The 19,264-nt window shown below is 53.1% G+C and carries 22 protein-coding genes; 17 read left to right on the top strand and 5 right to left on the bottom strand.

Features of this window, described 5'->3' with window-relative positions; all coding sequences use genetic code 11:
* Positions 1-529: 529 nt before the first annotated feature.
* The 9 genes from ltrA to FJ147_07150 all read left to right on the top strand — a co-directional run bounded on the left by ltrA (position 530) and on the right by FJ147_07150 (position 7,564).
* Complete coding sequence (gene ltrA, locus FJ147_07190) at positions 530-1,837, top strand: group II intron reverse transcriptase/maturase (GenBank protein ID MBM4255666.1); 1,308 nt, start codon at positions 530-532, stop codon at positions 1,835-1,837.
* The gene (locus FJ147_07185) at positions 1,834-2,385 is read left to right on the top strand and encodes a hypothetical protein (GenBank protein ID MBM4255665.1); all 552 of its coding nucleotides are present in this window, start codon (positions 1,834-1,836) and stop codon (positions 2,383-2,385) included. The genes ltrA and FJ147_07185 overlap by 4 nt, the downstream gene beginning before the upstream one ends.
* Positions 2,386-3,009: 624 nt before the next feature.
* Complete coding sequence (locus FJ147_07180) at positions 3,010-3,465, top strand: hypothetical protein (protein MBM4255664.1); 456 nt, start codon at positions 3,010-3,012, stop codon at positions 3,463-3,465.
* Between the two features lie 148 nt (positions 3,466-3,613).
* Positions 3,614-3,952 (top strand): hypothetical protein, encoded by a 339-nt coding sequence (locus tag FJ147_07175; protein MBM4255663.1) that lies wholly within the window; start codon positions 3,614-3,616, stop codon positions 3,950-3,952.
* Between the two features lie 39 nt (positions 3,953-3,991).
* Complete coding sequence (locus tag FJ147_07170; GenBank protein ID MBM4255662.1) at positions 3,992-4,432, top strand: DsbA family protein; 441 nt, start codon at positions 3,992-3,994, stop codon at positions 4,430-4,432.
* Positions 4,433-4,846 (top strand): TlpA family protein disulfide reductase, encoded by a 414-nt coding sequence (locus tag FJ147_07165; GenBank protein ID MBM4255661.1) that lies wholly within the window; start codon positions 4,433-4,435, stop codon positions 4,844-4,846.
* A gap of 267 nt (positions 4,847-5,113) precedes the next feature.
* Positions 5,114-5,386 (top strand): hypothetical protein, encoded by a 273-nt coding sequence (locus tag FJ147_07160; protein MBM4255660.1) that lies wholly within the window; start codon positions 5,114-5,116, stop codon positions 5,384-5,386.
* Between the two features lie 6 nt (positions 5,387-5,392).
* Positions 5,393-5,827, top strand: coding sequence for an HNH endonuclease (locus FJ147_07155; GenBank protein MBM4255659.1), 435 nt, complete (start codon positions 5,393-5,395; stop codon positions 5,825-5,827).
* Positions 5,828-6,253: 426 nt separating this feature from the next.
* Positions 6,254-7,564, top strand: a complete 1,311-nt coding sequence (locus FJ147_07150; GenBank protein MBM4255658.1) for a transposase — start codon at positions 6,254-6,256, stop codon at positions 7,562-7,564.
* Positions 7,565-7,966: 402 nt separating this feature from the next.
* Here FJ147_07150 and FJ147_07145 read toward each other — a convergent pair whose 3' ends face one another.
* Both FJ147_07145 and FJ147_07140 read right to left on the bottom strand, forming a co-directional pair.
* A complete protein-coding gene (locus FJ147_07145; protein ID MBM4255657.1) occupies positions 7,967-8,479 on the bottom strand; it encodes a hypothetical protein in 513 nt (170 codons plus the stop codon).
* 8 nt (positions 8,480-8,487) lie between these two features.
* The gene (locus FJ147_07140) at positions 8,488-10,941 is read right to left on the bottom strand and encodes a penicillin acylase family protein (GenBank protein ID MBM4255656.1); all 2,454 of its coding nucleotides are present in this window, start codon (positions 10,939-10,941) and stop codon (positions 8,488-8,490) included.
* 265 nt (positions 10,942-11,206) lie between these two features.
* Here FJ147_07140 and FJ147_07135 point away from each other — a divergent pair, with 265 nt between their 5' ends.
* From FJ147_07135 to FJ147_07110, 6 genes are all read left to right on the top strand, one after another.
* Entirely contained in the window at positions 11,207-11,974 is a 768-nt protein-coding gene (locus FJ147_07135; protein MBM4255655.1) for a HesA/MoeB/ThiF family protein, read from the top strand.
* A gap of 12 nt (positions 11,975-11,986) precedes the next feature.
* Positions 11,987-13,261 (top strand): threonine synthase, encoded by a 1,275-nt coding sequence (locus FJ147_07130; GenBank protein MBM4255654.1) that lies wholly within the window; start codon positions 11,987-11,989, stop codon positions 13,259-13,261.
* A gap of 168 nt (positions 13,262-13,429) precedes the next feature.
* On the top strand, positions 13,430-13,705 hold the full coding sequence (locus tag FJ147_07125) for a MoaD/ThiS family protein (protein MBM4255653.1): 276 nt from the start codon (positions 13,430-13,432) through the stop codon (positions 13,703-13,705).
* A 57-nt stretch (positions 13,706-13,762) separates the two neighbouring features.
* The gene (locus tag FJ147_07120) at positions 13,763-14,701 is read left to right on the top strand and encodes a cysteine synthase (GenBank protein MBM4255652.1); all 939 of its coding nucleotides are present in this window, start codon (positions 13,763-13,765) and stop codon (positions 14,699-14,701) included.
* A 19-nt stretch (positions 14,702-14,720) separates the two neighbouring features.
* Complete coding sequence (locus FJ147_07115) at positions 14,721-14,957, top strand: FeS-binding protein (GenBank protein ID MBM4255651.1); 237 nt, start codon at positions 14,721-14,723, stop codon at positions 14,955-14,957.
* A 9-nt stretch (positions 14,958-14,966) separates the two neighbouring features.
* The gene (locus FJ147_07110; GenBank protein ID MBM4255650.1) at positions 14,967-15,671 is read left to right on the top strand and encodes a hypothetical protein; all 705 of its coding nucleotides are present in this window, start codon (positions 14,967-14,969) and stop codon (positions 15,669-15,671) included.
* Positions 15,672-15,759: 88 nt separating this feature from the next.
* Here the strand turns inward: FJ147_07110 and FJ147_07105 are convergent, their stop codons facing one another.
* From FJ147_07105 to FJ147_07095, 3 genes are all read right to left on the bottom strand, one after another.
* Positions 15,760-16,227, bottom strand: coding sequence for a hypothetical protein (locus tag FJ147_07105; protein MBM4255649.1), 468 nt, complete (start codon positions 16,225-16,227; stop codon positions 15,760-15,762).
* The gene (locus FJ147_07100; GenBank protein MBM4255648.1) at positions 16,224-16,859 is read right to left on the bottom strand and encodes a zf-HC2 domain-containing protein; all 636 of its coding nucleotides are present in this window, start codon (positions 16,857-16,859) and stop codon (positions 16,224-16,226) included. The genes FJ147_07105 and FJ147_07100 overlap by 4 nt, the downstream gene beginning before the upstream one ends.
* Positions 16,860-16,959: 100 nt before the next feature.
* Entirely contained in the window at positions 16,960-17,571 is a 612-nt protein-coding gene (locus FJ147_07095) for a sigma-70 family RNA polymerase sigma factor (GenBank protein ID MBM4255647.1), read from the bottom strand.
* Between the two features lie 167 nt (positions 17,572-17,738).
* Between FJ147_07095 and FJ147_07090 the strand changes: the two genes are divergently transcribed.
* Positions 17,739-18,494: an ABC transporter ATP-binding protein gene (locus FJ147_07090; protein MBM4255646.1), complete on the top strand. Its 756-nt coding sequence runs from the start codon at positions 17,739-17,741 to the stop codon at positions 18,492-18,494.
* Complete coding sequence (locus tag FJ147_07085) at positions 18,491-19,264, top strand: hypothetical protein (protein MBM4255645.1); 774 nt, start codon at positions 18,491-18,493, stop codon at positions 19,262-19,264. The genes FJ147_07090 and FJ147_07085 overlap by 4 nt, the downstream gene beginning before the upstream one ends.

The following is a 19,264-nucleotide window of genomic DNA, read 5'->3' as shown; positions in this document are numbered from 1 at the left end:
TGGCAAGTGGGCGTGTCCAGCCAAGGTTCTCTCACCCAGTCGGTGCAAGTCCGACCGAGGCCAACAGACTCAAGCCTCGTAGCACGGGAGGCGCCGGGGCGCGAAAGCAAGCCGGTGAAGCCCTCCGACAACCTGCTCGGAAGGGAGCGGGCGCAACGCTCCAGGTTGCAACGTGCAGTGAACGCAGAGGTAGCCTCGTTACACGCAACTCCGGTGGCCGAGCCGGTCTACTACGTGCGAAGGCAGCAAGGGCCGGGCGAAAGGAGTCCGCGACGACGGTCCTCACCGGCGGGGTATCAGCGGTGACATGGAGCGAAGGGAGAGAGAGCAACTGGAGAAGTCCGTGGGGTCCAGCGAAGAAAGCTCGCTGCAGAGGCCTGGCCTATAACCGTGAGGGGGAAATGGCTGGGATGGCCCCCGGATGGCGGATCGGGTCGTAGTACTGAGCATCCGCGTGCAGCAAAACACGCGGGGAGGAAAGGACCCGGACCGGTCGGTAGTCCGTTCGGGAAAGGAAGGCAAGGGTGAGATGATAAAGGCACTCAGCAGTTTGCAGGACCTGCGACGACGGATATACGACAAGGCGAAGTCAGAGAAGACGCATCGGTTCTGGGGACTCTTTGTCCACGTGGCAAAGGTCGAGACCCTAGCAGAAGCGTACCAGCAGGCAAAACGGAATGGCGGTGCCCCCGGGCTTGATGGTCGCACGTTTGCGGACATTGAGGCCGAAGGGCTGGAACCATTTCTGATAGCTATCCGGGACGAACTGCTCACCGGAACCTATCAACCGCAAGCCAATCGGGTGGTCGAAATTCCGAAGGGCGAGGGCAAAGTCCGCAAGCTCCAGATTCCCTGCATCCGGGATCGTGTGGTGCAAGGGGCGCTGAAGCTGATTCTCGAAGCCATCTTCGAGGCGGATTTTTGTCCCAACTCCTACGGCTACCGACCGAAGCGCTCGCCGCACCAAGCCCTGGCGGAGGTGCGCCGTAGTGTGCTGCGGCGGATGACGACCGTGGTCGAAGTCGATTTAGCCCGCTACTTCGACACGATCCGGCACAATATCCTGTTGCAGCAGATCGCGCGGCGCGTGCAAGATCCCGCCATACTCCATCTCGTGAAGCAGATTTTGAAAGCCGGAGGCAAGCTCGGTGTCCCGCAAGGGGGACCGTTTAGTCCCTTGGCAGCCAATATCTATCTGAGTGAGGTGGACTGGGTGTTTGACGGCATCCGCCGCCAGACCGCTCAGGGTTCGTATGAGGCCGTGAATTATCATCGGTTCGCCGATGATATTGTGATCACCGTGAGTGGCCACCACACGAAACGACGCTGGGCCGAGCGGGCCTTGCATCGGCTCCAGGAGCATCTTACGCGCCTAGGCGTAGAAGTGAACCCGGAGAAAACCAAAGTGGTGGACATGCTACGCGGAGAGACCGTCACGTTCTTGGGGTTTGAATTGCGGCGCGTACGCAAACGCACGGGGGACGAACACTACATCTTGTTGACCCCACGGAAAAGGGCACGCCTGACCCTGAAAGCACGGGTGCGTGAGGTGCTTCACCACGGCGGGGCAACCCCGCTCAAGGAGCTGATCGCGCAGCTTAACACCGTGCTCACTGGGTGGGTGCAGTACTTTCGGGTGGGCAACGCGAGTCACGCGTTCAGCGAGATTCGGGACTATGTCGAGATGAAAGTGCGGATCCTCGTGACCCGACGGAAGCGGCGACATAAGCGAGGCGTGGGCTGGCAGCGGTGGAGTAACGAGTATCTCTATGGTGTCCTGGGGTTGTTCTGGAATTGGAAACTCAGACCACTTCAAGGCGCAGCGGCGTACCAGTGAAAGTCACTGCTAGTGCCACACTGACCCATAACCCTTGTCATGAAGCTGACTGGGCGAGCGGCTTGAGGGAAAACCTCACGAGCCGTTCCTATGGGGAGGGGCTGGAAACGGGTCGGATACCAATCCAGACACCGTGCCAGTCCTTCACCCGACAGCTTGTGTTCAAGGCGTGGAAAAGTGGGGTGCACGTCGCCACGCTGACGACCACGACAAAGTACAGCACTCTCTGTTACCTCTATGGACGCATGCTCCTGATTCTCCTCACGGCCGCCCTCAGTTCTCCGTTGCGCGTCACCGTCTGGCAGCAGGCCCGCGAACTGAGATTGTTCAAACTCGTCCGTCATTGCCAGGCGAGTGCGGACCACTGGCTCCAATGTCTGTTTCAGCCTCCGTTTCAGCTCAGGACCTTTCTCCTGCGCCTCTGTGCGACAGCAGAACGACTAGGGAGAAAGGCTGCTCGAAAACGCCTCACCAGTGCACAGCGGTTACGCGCCAGTTTGGGCGTGCAAATGGATTTCTTTGAGCCCACACTGGCACTTGTCGCCTAGCTTAATGCGTATGCTGTGCGCACGCGGCGCTCACCTGCTCCGATTCCCGTGCGCATAGCGCACGCTACGGTCTCTGCATTCACACGGAACATCTCATGAAACCCCATATACCGTGCGCCCACCTTATCAAAAAAGGCGCACCTAGTAGTCAGTCACACTGAACTTGAGGGGTCGAGTTCGTCATGCCCGCGCAGGCGGGCATCCAGGATCTTCAAGCAGGAACCACGACTTAACCTTCCTGGATTCCCGCTTTCGCGGGAATGACGCCACCACGTTCACCCCTCAGAATCAACATGACTGACTACTAGAGCTTTCCCCCTAGTCGACCCCCTCACTAAATTCTTTGTAGGACTCTCCCGCTTAGAGTCCTGACCAATCCTGTCACGCCATCAAGCCTCTGCTCTTAGATAATTATTTTCAATGATTACAGACACTTAATAAAATCAGAGAAAATCTGCCCTTTAGTACAATAGAGCCACAAGGTCCCATTTTGCTAATCTGACTGAGACCTAAAAACCGTAGACAAAGTCAGATTAACACTGATGCTATGACGAACCAGGACGACTGTCGTACGTCCTCGGCCATGCGCTCGATGTCACCGAATTTGTCCAGGCCCAAAAAACGTTGCGTGCCAACGAAGAGCGGATTCAGACACTGCTTGCACATTCGACAGAGATGATTGCCGCGCGCAATGCGAACGGCACGGGGAGAGGCGGGACCGCGTCGGCTGTGCGAGAGTTGCGCGGGTTGACGGAACTGCGCACGCTGTCAACGCGCGAATGGGAGGTTCTCCAGCGTCTGTGGAACTATCAATGTGTGCAGACGATAGCCAAAGCACTGTTTGTGAGTCTCCATACGGTTCGGAACCATCTCAAATCGATCTTTCGTAAAGCTGGTGTTCATCCGCAGCCTGAATTACTTGAACTGCTGGCGAAAAAACCATCGAATCTAGTGGTTCTTAACACTGACTCCCTGGCAGATGAAGGATATGCCACGCTAGGGACCATGGCGGCTTGGGATCAACTCTTGCAATCACACGAGAGAGACGAAAGAGCTGTCAGATTTCGGTGCGTACGTTGAGTTTGATGGAACTCTCCTCTGTCGCGTTACAAGAACACAGAGGCATAGCCGCTCCCTTCCGGCGAGGATTCGACGATGATAAGCACAATCTGCTCTATGAAGAGCAGGCATCAGATCAGTACAAGGTAACGTGAAAGGAGACGAGATAGTGAGAAAATTTTCAGTTGTTATGGTCAGCTTGACGACGCTCGCTCTCATAAGCAGTCAGCTGAGTTACGCGCAAAGCTCGGAAGAGGTGAAAGCGCTCCGAGAAGAGATCGGCGCACTCAAAGAAATACAAGCGCTGCGGCGAGAAGTGGAAGGGATCAGAGAAGGGCAGCGCGCGTTGCAAAAGGATTTGCAGGAGATCAAGACCTTGTTGCAAGCCCGCCCTGCTGGTGGGGCACCACCACCGCCACAGAATGTAGTCTTGAGTCTCGACGACACGCAAACGAAAGGAGAGAAGAACGCGAAGCTGGTGCTGATCGAGTTCACCGACTATCAATGACCGTTCTGCGGAAGACACGTCCGTGAGACGTGGCCACAAATCGAAAAAGAATACGTCAATACTGGAAAACTCAGGTTTGCGTTGTTGGATCTTCCCTTAGAAGCCATTCACAAGAATGCGTTTAAGGCAGCCGAGGCAACCCGGTGTGCCAAAGGCCAGGGGAAGTATTGGGAGATGCACGAGCGGTTATTTACCAACCAGCAAGCGTTGAATCCTGACGACCTGGTCGGACACGCCAAAGCGATTGGCCTCAATGAGGATGGGTTTAAGAGATGCCTCACTGAGGGAACGTATGCTGCAGCAGTACGGAGAGATATGGGCGAAGCGCAGAAAGCTGGGATAACCGGGACGCCCGCGTTCTTTTTGGCTGTCCCTGAAGGAAAAGATGGAAAAGTGAAAACGCTGCAACGGTTGAGTGGAGCGCAGCCCTTTGCCGCCTTTCAAGCGGCGATTGATGCTGCCTCAGCCAATACCAAGTAATTGCCTTGCCGAGGCTCTCTCAACATAAGAGGCCAGGGTGGGCCATATCTCCTCTTCTTCTGGGCCACATGGTGTGGGCCCTGTAAGGCCTCGTTACCCGAAGTGGTCGCGTTCGAGCGCGAGCGCGGGATACCTGTGATAGCGATTACCGACGAGTCGTCGGAGCAACTCGATGCGTTCTTCAGCAAATACCAAGGTCCATTCCCGGCGACTATTGCCACAGATGAATTGCGGAAATCGTTTCTGGCATATGGGGTAAATGGGACGCCGACATTTGTGCTGGCTGATACCGCAGGCAAAGTAGAAAATCGTGCGACAGGCTATAGTGCGGCAAAAGGGCTCCCGTTCACTGGCTGGTCGTGTAAGACTCGCAAGACAGAGACGACACCGAGCCCGCGTTGTCCTGGAGAATAAATGCTCCCAGGCCTCACCTGATGACTTAAGGTTTAGGGGGCATCCCGTCCCGACATAGATTCTTGCGATGCACATTCTATGATTTCTCAACCCTTACAAAGGACTCTGGTGCAATGCCAGGGTCCTTTTGTTTTGTGGTATAGCGGCGAGGAAAGAATGAGCGAGCCTTAGAAATGGCATAAAGGCGCTGCTCCCTCTCATCTTCGCATCATGGTAGGATTACGGAGATTTTGCTATTGCATTGATGAGGGAAGAACAATGAGTACGATGTCAATCCTAGATTATGGGGCCGGTATTCTTAGTCGTGCCATTCAACCGGCGGAAGGAAACCTGCCGATTGAAGCAGCGCGATCAATTTTGCATTTTCGCCTGTCACCAACAGACAGTGACCGTGTGAATGACTTAGCGACGAAGGCTCGGGCCGGAACGCTTTCAGCCGAAGAACGCGCAGAACTCGATGAGTATGAACGCATCACGGGACTCTTAGAGCTCCTGCAATCAAAAGCGCGCCTCTCCCTCAAACAGGCAGGGCTCTTGTAGAATTTTATGGAGCCTGAGCTTCGGCGCTTGGTATGGCAACGCGCCTCCCAACGGTGTGAGTATTGTCACGTCTCAGCAGAGGTGACGTTACTCCCGTTTCAAATTGATCACATTATTGCTGAGAAACACGGAGGGCCGACCGTTGCGGATAATCTCGCACTGAGCTGCGAGCGCTGCAATTCTCATAAGGGGCCAAATATCGCTGGATATTTGGCGGGACAACACGTCGCACTGTTTAATCCCCGTACAGATCGCTGGACTGACCACTTTGCGTGGGACGGACCAGTGTTGGTGGGAAAAACACCTACCGGTAAAGTGACAATTGAAGTGTTAGCAATTAATTTGTCGTATCGGGTTGCGTTACGCGCCGCGCTGATCGAGGAAGGCAGTTTTCCTCCTCCTGAGGATGTTCTCACTAAAATGCTAAGTGAGAAAGGGTGAGCTCTTTACGAGTGTGACAAGATGAGGGTGATAGTGAATTGGCCATACACTCCCCACGCAGCTAAAAACTCGGTGGTAGGAATCCGCTTGGGGGCATCGGCAAAAAATGGATCGTTCGCACAAACAACCTGTGCTTCAATATCAACCACCACCAAAGCGTGTACGCACTCTCTCTGCTAGTAACTCTGCAGCCAAGCGGTGTCAACGAGGACGATAGGCGGAATACCTGCCTGCAACAACTGACGTAAAGAGTCCAGCAAGGACTCTGACGCACTGCCAGGGTCCTTTTGTTTTGTGTGAAGACGGGACCAGGATAAAGGACCTCGACTGTTGTGTTTTGGAGCAGATCTGAATCTGGAACCCGGATTGGGAGGAATTTGATTCTTCCATGAGGGGAGTGGTAGCATCTAGCCCACCCCAACCGCTATGCGAGAGGAGCGTCCGCCGATGCAACTGCCGCTTGTGGCTCCTGCCCCCGTGGTCGTAGAACATGCTCAGGTGTTTCGCGAGCTGTTCGAGAACCGCTGCCAATTTCAGCACTTTGAGAATTACCTGACGGGATTGATGGTGTTGGCGAACAAGAGCATGGCCAATATCAGCCGCTGTCTACTGGAGAGTGCCGACAAGACCAACCTGTCGCGGTTCTTTAGTGAAGCGCCGTGGGAGCCGGAGAAGGTCAACGAGAAACGGATTAGCTACATGCTGGAGCAAACCGACGCCGTGCGACGGAAGGCTCAGCAGTCGTGTGTGATCGTGGACGATACGCTGTGCGAACACGTAGGGAGTGTGTTCGAGTACGTGGCACGGCATTACGACCACTGCGAGGGGCGGTATCCGCTGGGGCATAGTCTGGTGACGACGCACTATGTGAGTGGGGCCGTGCGCTTTCCGCTCGAGGTCCGGCTGTATCGGCGCTATGAAAAGCAAACGCGGTGGGAGGAGTTCGTGCGCGAGTATTTTCCCACGCGCGCAATTCCGACCGAGACCAAGCTCCGGACGCGATTGCACAAGGAGGTGGACGCACGGTTGCTCCAGGACGCGGAGTTTAAGACGCTGCACGAGCAGTTTCGTACCAAGATTGTGCTGGCGATCGAGTTGATCACGCAAGCGGTTGAGCACGACGTCCCCTTTCAGACCGTGCTGATGGACAGTTGGTTTCTGTGTGCGGAGGTGGTGGAAGAACTGGCCAAGCTGCAGAAAGACTGGGTCAGTTTACTCAAGAAGAACCGCAATCTCGAAGTGCACTCCTTCACCCTGCGGGATGCGCAGGGTCAGAAGCTGGTGCTAGCCGGGCCGCATATCAAGATGGAAGACCTCGTGCCGCTCATTCCTCGCACCGCCTACACGCACGTGACGATCGGGGAGCGGGGGTATTGGTATTTTGCGCTCAATCTGCGGGTGCCCGGCTTGGGCAAGGTGCGCTTGGTCATGAGCTTTGGGAACGTAGAACTGACGGGGACCTATGCGGTGTTGGTCAGCAATCGGACGGACTGGGCCGCCAAGAAAATCTTGGAAACCTACGTACAACGCTGGCCCATTGAAACCTTTTATCAGGACAGCAAGGGACATCTGGGGCTCGACGAGTATCGCATGCGCACGGCCGCAGCCATTAAGAAACATTGGTGTCTGGTCTTCGTGGCGTATTCGTTCCTGCATTTGCAGTGTCTCGCAGCGTCACCGAAAAAAGGGCACGGCCGGACGCCCCCGATCAAGACTATTGGGGAGGCGTGTCGGTAGCAAAGCCAGGCGTTGATCGAGAAACTGATCCTCTATGCGCACGAGCTGTTACACCGTGGACAGTCCGCTGCGACCGTCTTCGCTGAATTGTTTGCCAAGCAACAGGCGGTTCCAGCTCTGTGACCATGTCGCGCTTTTGGACAAAACACAACAGTCGAGCAGGTTACAAGTTTCCGGTTACAGGTGTCAGGTAGCTGCCAGGGTTACAAGTACCAGATTCCATAGGTATCCCGATGCTCCTCCTTGTTCTCGCCTCCCAAGGATACGATACGGTGGGCGTGGAGTCTGTGCGATCGCCCAAAAGATCGCCAAGAAGAAAACGATTCTTTAATCGACGTCCAGGAGGGAAGTGAGTTTGTTCTCATGTTGCCAAGGAAAGCGAGATAGCGTGCACATGCTGACTTACAGAAGATTCCCCAAATCATCCGCTCTTTTCATCATAATTGTTGAATACGAAACAAATTGACCATCCCCTCGATCAACGTCAACACGTTCTTCGAATCCATCTGCAGTCGGAGTCAAGCTTTTCCGGGCGCGTTGTATGTTGCTGCCGTGCTCAGTCGCAGGACGGTCAGCAAATGATACGGTGTCGCCATGCCACTCCAGTTGATACGTCTGAATGAGGCCACTGTCGGTATACGCCTGGGCTTCAAAGGATCCCGAGGTGCCGCCAGCGCCGATGATGACGAGGGCATCGTGCATGTCCTTTCGACCGTCAGACAGCGGATACGTGACACTCATCCGTAAGCCGAGGAAGCGACCGCCAGCCTCCCATATTCCGGTCAGTTGTTTGCGAAATACACTCCCGCCGCGCATGTATCGCCCTTCTCCACGAAAATTGCCCAACAGAAAACGAAACCGCTGCAGTGGGATACGGTACTCTTCGGGATCATGCACGAGATGAGATGCAGCCATAGCGCCTCCTATGGTTGTAAGACGATTTTCTTTTCGGCGACGGTAAGGACCTTCTCACGCGAATAGAACACCGGAAAGTATTTCCCCGCTGCCCACAAGTTTGCTAAGTCGCGATAATGTGGGTCAGCAGGATTGCCTGCTTGTCCAGGGGTGTTGGTGCCGAGCGAACGATCCCAGTCAGCGACGTCAGCAATGATACGAAACGAAGCTCCGGATTTTTGCTCGGCATTATTGTCGGTGTTGTTCACTGTAAATCCGTCGCCACCACGCGGGAGAGGGCCGACATTCAGTTGGGCACGCTGTTGGGCGTTGACCGCATCGCCCAGCATGTGACGGATAGTGATATGGTGGTATCCAGCCTTCCCATAGTTCCATTTACTCATATCAGGGCCGAACTGCTCGATGAGGCTTTGTACCGCCTGTTCAAGGCTCTGAAGAAGAAATTCGTCTCTCCCAGTAACTGGCTGCGGACCATAAAACGTATCCGGCGTTGTCAGGCTATTGATGAGCCGCTGCGGTGCTATCTTGGTAAAATATTGACGGACCGACGCTGGAACATATCGATCGCGATAATTCTCCCATAAGCGTTGTTGCCACGCTGCATAAATTCCAGCGGCAATGGAATCCTTCGCCAGCACGTAATCCCAGGACCGGAGCTTTTCCAACGCCGTCTGAACCACCGCGTTCTCAGAGCGGAGTTCGTGTAACAGCGGGACCAGTGTACGCGCAGGGATCGACAATTCATCTTGTTGCCAACGCATCATATCAACCGGAGTGGTACCCATGCGAGCGTTCAACAGTTCGCGAATGCGTGCAAGTCGATAGGGCGGCTCCCATAAAAAACTCACAATGTGTGGATATCCGGGAGGAAGATTCTCAGCATTGGCAGTGGCCCAAAATCCTTCACTCGGATTGAACACAAAAGGGAACTCTTTGCTGGCAAGTGTTCCCGCCCACTCAAACCGCCCATCACCCGGAACCGGAAGGATACCATTCCAGTTGGGCCGACGAGGAACAGTGCCTGTAGACTGCCAGCCGATATTGCCTTTTACATCAGCCCAGACCATGTTCTCAGATGGTGCATTAGAGTACGCACAGGCGGCACGGAACTCTTCCCAATTTTTTGCCTGATCCATACGCAAGCTGGCGAGATAGGGGGCAGCTCCCACGTCAAGCCATGTCGCGCGTAAAGCATATGCTTTGTGAGCAGTCGAATCTTCCATCAGTACTGGACCGTGGCGTGTATACTTTAACTCTACGGTTACCGGATCCTGTCCTTTCACGCGAATCGATTCCTGATACACCTTCATCCCTTCCCAGGCATTCTTGTAGCGATACTGGTCGGGCTGGTCAGGATTGGTATTGTAAACGTAAAGATCCTCACTATCAGTTGGAAAGATAGTCAGACCCCAGGCGCCGTATTGGTTGTGACCAATCGACACACCAGGTAAGTGAGGTTCTCCACCGCCGATCACATTCCATCCTGGTGCAACGAGATGTACCCAGTAACGAAGCGACGGTGCAGTAATCGCACGATGTGGATCATTGGCCATCATCGGGTGGCGGGTAAGGGTGCGGGTACCGCTGATAACCCAGTTGTTACTACCCTCTGCTGACTGTTGGGGTTGGAAACTCGATGCATCGAGCTGCGCAATCGTTGCATTCTCCGGGCGCGCCTCGGCAATGACATCTTCAGGGCTGAATTGTACCGCCGCTCGGGCTGCGGTGTAGAATTTGAGGACTGTGTTCGGGAAGGTCGTGAGGTCTATCCCTAATGCGACGGTAAGGTCAGGGTTGGTTGGAGCAAAGTCGACCAATGCTAGCGTTTTTTCCACTCCCGCCGACCTCACTCGTTGTGCCATACGCACTTCATCTTCGATATTCATGAATAAGCCACCGATACGGGAGATCACAATGTCAGGGGTCCATGGTTGTGGCTTGATTTCGAGCAAGCGAAATTCGATAGGCAACAATTCTGAGCGTTGCTCTGTATCTTTGATGTAGGCATTGATGCCCTCGACAAACGCGCGAATGATTGCTGGTCCTTCGGGATGGTAATGAGTCATCTCTTTGGTCAGATCCCCCCGAAACCGCAACAGGCGTGCGCCGATGTCACGGTCGAGCGCTTTCGGGCCTTGGATCTCGGCCATCGTACCAGTCACCCGTCGTCGCCAGATTTCTAGTTGAAAGAGTCGGTCACGGGCCGCATTATACCCCTGAGCAAAAAAGAGATCATGCTGGTTCTTGGCGTAAATATGCGGCATGCCCCACTGATCAACAAAGATCTCGACAGTATCGGTAAGTCCCGCAACTCTCAGAGTGGACGCTTCGGTATTGGCAAAAAGCGGGGCCTCTCTGATGACACACGTCAGGATCCCCAGGACAAACAGGGCGGAGAAGCGAGACCTCTGATGGCGGTTCAACGCTAGACAGGAATGGATGAGATATAGCAACCTTCTCATAAGCGCATCTCGCTATAACAGAAACGTGAATCAAGGCAACTGACCGGTTTGGGAGTGGTTGCGTTCGATGCGCGGATGCGTCTCGTAGGAGCCCCCACGTGGGTGCCCTTTTCGTAGGCGGTCACACGGGGTCGACCCCACTTCAAATGGAACCACGACTACCGGGTTACACACGTTGACTCTCCAGGGGGTTTCCGTTAGCTTTTCTTGCTCTAAAGGGCCTCTTTCCAATGGAAAGGGGCTCTCCGCCATTTGACAACGCATTATGGAAGCTCCAGCAGAAACAGAAAAGACTCAACACGTACGCAAGGGGAAAGTGCTTGTCGTTGGTGTTGGTGGGCTTGGTTGCCCAGCGGCCCTCACACTTGCCCAGGCTGGAGTTGGCACTATTGGGTTAATCGACCCTGATGTCGTCGATCTCTCTAATCTGCAACGGCAAATCCTGCATGCCACACCCGATATCGGACGCCCGAAGGTTGACTCAGCCCGCGAGAAACTGCTCCGCATCAACCCCGCTATCGCTGTCGTGACATACCACCAACGGCTTTCCGTAGAGAATCTTCCAACAATTTTCCTTGATTATGACTTTATTATTGATGGGACGGATGGCGTTGCAACCAAATTCCTCATCAATGATGGAGCAGTCTTGCTAGGAAAGCCCTTTTCCTATGCTGGGATCGTGCAGTTCCACGGACAGACGCTCACCGTGTGGCCTGGACGTTCCACTTGTCTTCGCTGTTTATTCCCTGAGATTCCTTCTACTGATGATGTCCCCACCTGTCAGGAGAGTGGGATTATTGGTAGCCTAGCAGGGAGTATCGGCACTCTTCAGGCTACCGAAGCGTTGAAGTACTTGAGTGGCGAAGACGATTTGCTAACTGACCGTTTGCTGACGTATGATGCTTTGGCGTTGCACTGGCGGGAAGTACGGGTGCGTCGGAGCCGCCACTGTCCGCTCTGTGGAGAGAGCCCAACAATCACTGCGTTTGACGCGGTGAGCTACGAGCAAACACTCGCCTGCGCGAGTGTGTAAGAAGGAGTTGCTATGAGTACCATTACTGGCCTCACCTGTCGTGAATGCGGACAAGAATACCCTGTCGCGCCACTCCATGTTTGTGAAACATGTTTCGGGCCGCTAGAGGTCGTCTACGATTACGCGAGCATTCGCAAAAAAATCTCACGCGCGGTGATTGAATCTCGTCCAGAGTCTTTGTGGCGTTACCAAGAACTCCTTCCGGTCAATGGCGAACCTCGGATCGGCTTACATAGCGGGTTCACACCGTTGGTCAAAGCCGACCGCTTAGCCGCCTATCTCGGAGTCAAGGAGCTGTACATTAAGGATGACTCGGTCAATCATCCGACGTTCTCGTACAAGGATCGAGTTGTCTCTGTGGCAATTTCTAAAGCGATGGAATTTGGTTTTGATACCGTCTCGTGTGCGTCGACCGGTAATCTTGCGAATTCTGTGTCTGCTCACGCGGCACGGGCAGGGTTGCGTTGTTTTATTTTCATTCCTTCAGACTTAGAGCAGGGAAAGATTATTGGCTCTACCATCTACGGTCCACGCGCGGTCGGCATCCGTGGCAATTACGATGATGTAAACCGTCTGTGCAGTGAGATTGCCGATAAATACGGCTGGGCGTTCGTGAACATCAACATCCGCCCCTATTATACTGAAGGTGCGAAAACCTACGGCTTTGAGATCGCTGAGCAACTTGGCTGGCGTCTTCCACAACATGTGATCGTTCCTACCGCAGGCGGAACTATTCTGCCCAAAGTCGCCAAAGCATTCGAGGAAATGAAGAAAGTGGGGCTGATTGAAGATCCCCATACGCCGAAGATTTACACTGCCCAGGCAGCAGGCTGTGCACCGGTCATTCATGCCTTACACAAAGGCTCAGACCTGATCGTTCCAGTGAAGCCGAACACAATTGCCAAGTCGATCGCGATTGGCAATCCAGCCGATGGTTACTACGTGCTGAAAGCGGTACGTGATTCTGGCGGCTGGGGAGAAGCGGCCACTGACCAAGAGATCGTTGCCGCGATTCAGTTACTCGCCCAAACTGAGGGAATTTTTACTGAGCCTGCAGGCGGGACTACTGTCGCAGTCGCCAAGAAGTTGATTGAACAAGGTCGTATTCCGAGAAATGAGTCGATCGTTATCTGCATTACCGGTAACGGATACAAAACGATCGAAGCCGTACTCGGTCATGTACAACAGCCTTTCGAGATTAACGCTCGCTTGCAAGACTTCGATGAACTCTATCAGTCGTTAAATCAAACTGCTCCAAGTCGTGCCGCGGCAGAGGGGCTGCATTAGAAAAACGTCAAAAGTCAAAGTTCAAAAGTTAAAAATTAAGAGTAGCCAACACGATAGAGCCCAGTTTTGACTTTTGCAGTTTGCCTTTTGCTCTGCTTTGTCGAGGGGTGTTGCCAGAACATCGGAAAATCGCCAGAGTACAGATGATTTTTTTCAGGAGGTATAGGCATGAGCGTGCATGTGCGGATCCCCACTCCGCTGCGTCGCTTCACTGGTGGTGCTGAGGAAGTCAGTGCAACCGGAGCAACGGTGGCTGCATTAGTTGAGGACCTTGAGCGCAACCACCCAGGACTCAAAGAGCGGATTTGTGACGAAGGCGGTAAAGTCCGCCGTTTTGTAAACATCTTTGTGAACGGAGACGATATTCGTTTCCTCAACAACCTCGAAACCACAGTCAAAGCTGGGGACGAAATCTCGATCGTTCCAGCAATTGCTGGAGGATGAGACATGACGTTGGTGCCGGTATGGGGCGAAGGACTCCCACCGCCCACGCCTCAACGGGTGCCATCAGTGTTGCACCTGGTCGGCAATACTCCGCTTCTCGAACTGACGAAGGTAACGGCAGGCCTCTCTCCTCGCGTCCGAGTTTTTGCCAAGCTTGAAGGATTCAATCCTGGCGGATCGGTCAAAGATCGACCTGCGCTCAGGATGGTGGCTGAAGGATTACGCACTGGGCTCTTAGCACCAGGCAAAACCATCCTTGACTCTACTTCTGGCAACACTGGCATTGCCCTTGCCTTCGTTGGTGCGGTCCTTGGCTATCCGGTTGAATTGGTCATTCCAGCCAACGTCAGTGTTGAACGAAAAAAGATTATTGCTGCTTTTGGGGCACGAATGATTTTTAGTAGTCCCTTTGAAGGATCAGACGGAGCAATTCGGTTGTGCCGCCAGATCCTCCATGAGAATCCAGAGCGCTACTTTAAGCCGGATCAGTACAATAATGAGGCCAATCCACTAGCTCATTACGAGACGACTGGACCAGAAATCTGGACACAAACACAAAGAAAGATTACTCACTTTCTTGCAGCGATCGGAACCGGTGGGACCGTCATGGGGACTGGACGTTATCTGAAAGAGAAGAACCCCAACGTCCAAGTGCTCGCGATTGAGCCGGATGATGCCTTTCATGGTCTCGAAGGTCTCAAACATATGGCAAGCTCGATTGTGCCAGGCATCTACCATGAGGGAGAGCTGGACGGGAAAGTCCCAGTATCCACTGAAGATGCATATGACGCAGTGTATCGATTAGGGCGCGAAGAAGGAGTGCTCGTCGGTCAATCTTCTGGCGCTGCAACCTGGGCAGCATTGAAAGTCGCACGTAGCCTTGAGGAAGGTGTCGTGGTAACGATTTTTCCTGATTTTGGTGACAAGTATCTCAGCACGAATCTCTGGGTAGGATGGAAAGAGTTTGAGAAGAAACAACGGCAACTGCAACCCTGATGCTGAGGAAGGAGGGCTTATGAAAGAAAAGTTTTATTTGACGTACCCTCCTGCATTGATCAAGCAGCCGCTCATTTATCTCTTAATTAAGAAGTTTGAGGTTATCCCCAACATCCGTGGTGCCAATGTCTCTGATGAAATGGGACTTCTGGCAATCGAACTCGAGGGTGGACAAAGTGAAATCGACCAGGCAATTACCTGGCTGCGTGAGCAAGGGGTCACCGTCGAACCGATCGAGAAGAACGTCATCGAATAACTTGCCTGCATGCTTTCTGATTTACAAATCGAACGCTACAGCCGACAAATCATTCTTCCTCACGTAGGAGGCAAAGGCCAAGAGCGCCTCTTACGTGCCCGTGTCTTAGTCAGCGGGCATGGCTCGTGGCACGCACAGGCGCTACTCTACCTTGCTGCAGCCGGTCTTGGTCACATTGGTATTTGTGGGAATGAAGATCATCCGATGATGACAGCACTGCTCCCCGAGCAGCAGCATTCTGCTCTTGTCGCTTTGCAGCGCCTCAATCCAGATTGTGAGATTGTTACTCACTCCCCTCAACTATTGTGTGATGTTGCCAAAGCCGCGCAGCTCGTGCAGCAATACGACCTCGTTATCGCCGAACCGCATGTATCACTCCACACGGCCTGCTATACAACACAGCGGCCTTTTATCTGTGGGCAGGTTGCGCACGCTTCTGCTTGGTTTGCTGTCTATCGTGGGTACGAAGATGGGCTGCCGTGCTTGGCGTGTGAGCCACTTCCAGCGAGAGCACCGGACCGAGCACCTCCAGTAGACTGGCCGGTTGGTCCGTTTCTCGGCACGATACTCGCAACTGAAGGCATTAAGTACATTCTGGGGTTATCCCAACAGGGGTCACCTCAGCTTCGTCAGTATACGTTTCCGCAGTTGTCGTTTTCTGCACGTCGACTAACGAAGAATGACGACTGTTCGGTGTGTCGACGTTCACAATGAACAAACAGTGAATACACGTTTGAAGCACCTCAACACAACGGTGCCTCAGCTGTGCCTCCCGGAATGATCAGTAAAAGGAGTGGGACGATTATTGTTGAGGTTCTTTTTCTTTTGCACTGGCACCAATACGAATAATCAACACACCGTCTTGGTGTTTGCGGCCAGCGAAGAAAATTGTTCCATTATTCGGAAATGACAAAGACGCGTTGAGAAGTGACGTCGGATTCTTGCCCTCGCGAAGCATCACTTGCAGTGCGATACGCTGGCGTTCGTACGCCCTCGGAGTCACCTGCATCTGTCGGTCACCAGGCAACGACACTTTGATGGATTCTCCCCAACGGGTGCGTTGACGGATCTCTTGGACTAACCGATAGGATGAATAGTGAAAGGTTTCGACAAGGACGGGTTGGAGATCTTTCAGCTTGGCATCAGAGGGTCTTGCTGAGTTGGTGGCGAGAACGGTTTCAATATGGAGTTCAACTTCCTCCGCTAGCGCGTGAAGTGCCCACAAAAAAGTGAGAGCAAAACAGAGATGCGTAAGTCGATGAGGAGTCATTGCGGATATTCGCTTGCACCGTCGCCGACCCAGATCACCGTGGAGTTGCTGGTACGATTAATGCGGATCGCGACAGTATCCGAAGCGAAAAAGGACTCGATTTGCGTTTCGTTCTCTCTGATCTGAGGAGTGACCGGTTGATCGAGAACAGAGACCATCGACGGCTTTTCCTCAGGGCGTGAGTTCACACGTGAGGCCGTGTCGCTTGAGCTAGGAGGCGGCGGACCTGATATTGGCTGCGTTTGTTGTGCCGAACGTTGCCAACTTTCACTGACGTATACTTGCCCCACTCCGAAAGATAGCAACAAGATGGCAACAGCCCATGCCGGCACTGGAAAGGCCCAGGTTGGTCGCCACGATTCATACCACAAACGTAGACCTGTGGCGCGAGCTGGCGGGACATCGGTCAGCTTCAGTTCGACAGCTTGCCAGAAATTTGCGAAGTCAACAGCTTCAACGTGGTCTTCTATCGTGTGAGTAAACAATTCTTGTTCACGTTCCAATAGCGAAAATGTCCGTGCGCAGGTGATACACGTGGCCATATGTGCGACCATCTCGCGGCGCAGCGGGTTCTGCAACTCATTGTCGTGAAGGAGCGGAATCAGGCGATCAGCGTGCGGGCACGTTGCCATAATAATGCGTGAAGTAAAGTTAAAATTGATGTTGGGGGTGAAAAGACCCGAGGGAAGAAACGGTAGAGCAGCGAGGGAAATGCGTGATCATAAGCAGTTGCTATACCGCATCACGCAAGCGCGATTGCAGTCGTTTGCGGGCGTAATGAAGGCGACTCATAACCGTACCACGAGAGCACTGCAAGATTTCACTGATCTCTTCATACGACAAGCCCTCGACTTCGCGCAAAAGTATGACTGCTTTGTGCGAAGGCGTCAACTCATCAATTGCAGTCCAGATACGATCTCGTAACTCCTTGTCCTTGACTTTCTCGTACGGATCTGCCGCAGCCTCTGCCGGCATCGTTTCAACAAGGTCCCCTTCTCCATCTTCAGATTCTTCACGTTCGAGAAGGGGCTGGCGACCTTTCTGGCGCTGTCGATCGATAGCAAGATTCACGACGATGCGATAGAGCCAGGTGTAGAAACTTGCTTCTTCCTTAAACTGCTTGATACTGGTAAAAACTTTCGCAAAGGCCTCTTGCGCAACTTCTAGCGCGTCTTCGCGATCATGCAGCATACCCAACGCAATCGCAACTGCCTTCCGTTGGTATCGCTCAACGAGTTCGCGAAATGCCTCCCGGTCATTTTCTTTACAACGCCGGACTAGTGCCCAATCACTTGCTTCCACCGATACCGCACATGTTAACAGACGTTGAAGGTACTCACATATTCAGCACTGGGAATTTTTTTCTCCCCCAGACTGTTTATCGTGTAAACGCACAGCAGGAAATGCCCAGGAAAGCTTGACAACGCCCTTAGTCCGCTTTATTTCCTGCATGGGGAAAATCATACAGTTTGTGTTCGCATACTAATCTGCTCTGAGGATTGCTCAGTGTTATGATCGAAGTCCAGCAGTTAACTAAACGCTACGGCGATCTCACCGCCGTGAATAATATCTCTTTCAGTGTTGCCTCTGGACAAATTCTCGGTTTTCTTGGACCCAATGGTTCAGGAAAAACGACGACGATGCGCATTATTACCGGCTTTATGCCAGCAACGAGTGGCACGGTAAAAGTCGCAGGGTTTGATATTTTCGATGAATCGTTCGAGGCACGTAAACGTATCGGTTATCTTCCGGAAAATCCTCCTCTGTATAACGATATGACGGTTAGTTCCTATCTTCGCTTTGTCGCGCGGCTCAAAGGCATGGCAAAGGGAGATATTACGGCGGCTCTTGATCGTGTGGTCAATCGTTGTGGTTTGACCCGTGTCGTTGATCGAGTCACTGGCCATCTCTCAAAAGGATATCGACAGCGTGTGGGACTCGCACAAGCGATTATTCACAACCCTCAAGTGTTAGTCCTGGATGAACCTACCGTTGGCCTTGATCCACGGCAAATCATTGAAATTCGCTCTCTGATCAAAGAGCTTGCGGGTGCGCATACGGTGGTGCTTTCCACACACATCCTCCCAGAAGTTGCACAGGTCTGTGAGAAAGTCGTCATCATCAGCTCTGGACGTGTGGTAATGGAAGATATGATGGAGAACCTCACCCAGGAGAGATCACTTGAGGACGTCTTCCTGCAAGCGATTTCACAAGATGAGCCGCACCGCAATGCTCAACATGAACCTGAGGCCGAGGTGACGGAATGAGAAATGTGTTCACTATCGTCGGCAAAGAGCTGCGCTCATATTTTGTTTCCCCCGTCGCCTATGTCGTTCTCACGGGTTTCCTCCTGCTCGGGGGATGGTTCTTCTTCAACTTGCTGTCACGGTTCAATCTGCTCTTAAGTTTGTATATGCAAATGCAAGGTGGCGAAGCAGCAAATCGTATGAATCTGAACGAATATGTTGTTGCTCCATTGATGCATAATTTAGCAATCGTCTTAGTGATCTTAGTGCCAATGATTACAATGCGGGCCTATGCAGAAGAAAAGAAAGGCGGCACCTACGAGCTGTTGTTAACTTCACCGGTGCGAACTGGCGAGATCGTGGTCGGAAAATTTCTCGCTTCATTTCTCTTCATCTGTATTATGATTGGCCTCACCGGGGTCTATCCGGCAATCCTGATGAAATTTGGTAACCCAGAGACCGGCGTAATTTTTTCCGGCTATTTAGGACTGATTCTTTTGGCAACCGTATTTGTTGCGGTCGGACTGTTCACGTCCTCACTCACTGAGAATCAAATTATTGCGGCAGTGAGTGGCTTAGTCGCAACCCTCTTGCTGTATATCATCGGCTGGCCGGCAGAAACTGCGGGCGATACTCTCGGCCCCCTCCTCCGCTATCTCTCTGTGACTGAACATTTTGCCGAGATGGTAAGAGGAATTATTAATACGCGATCACTCGTCTATTTTGTGAGTCTTATTGCGCTGGCGCTTTTTCTCACCCAGCGTTCGATTGAGTCTTTACGCTGGAGGTAA

This window comes from Deltaproteobacteria bacterium (genome assembly GCA_016874775.1).
In the GTDB taxonomy this organism is placed as follows: Bacteria; Desulfobacterota; Binatia; order Bin18; family Bin18; genus VGTJ01.
Note: the sequence above shows the minus strand (reverse complement) of the source record. Positions and strands in the feature narration are given on the sequence as shown.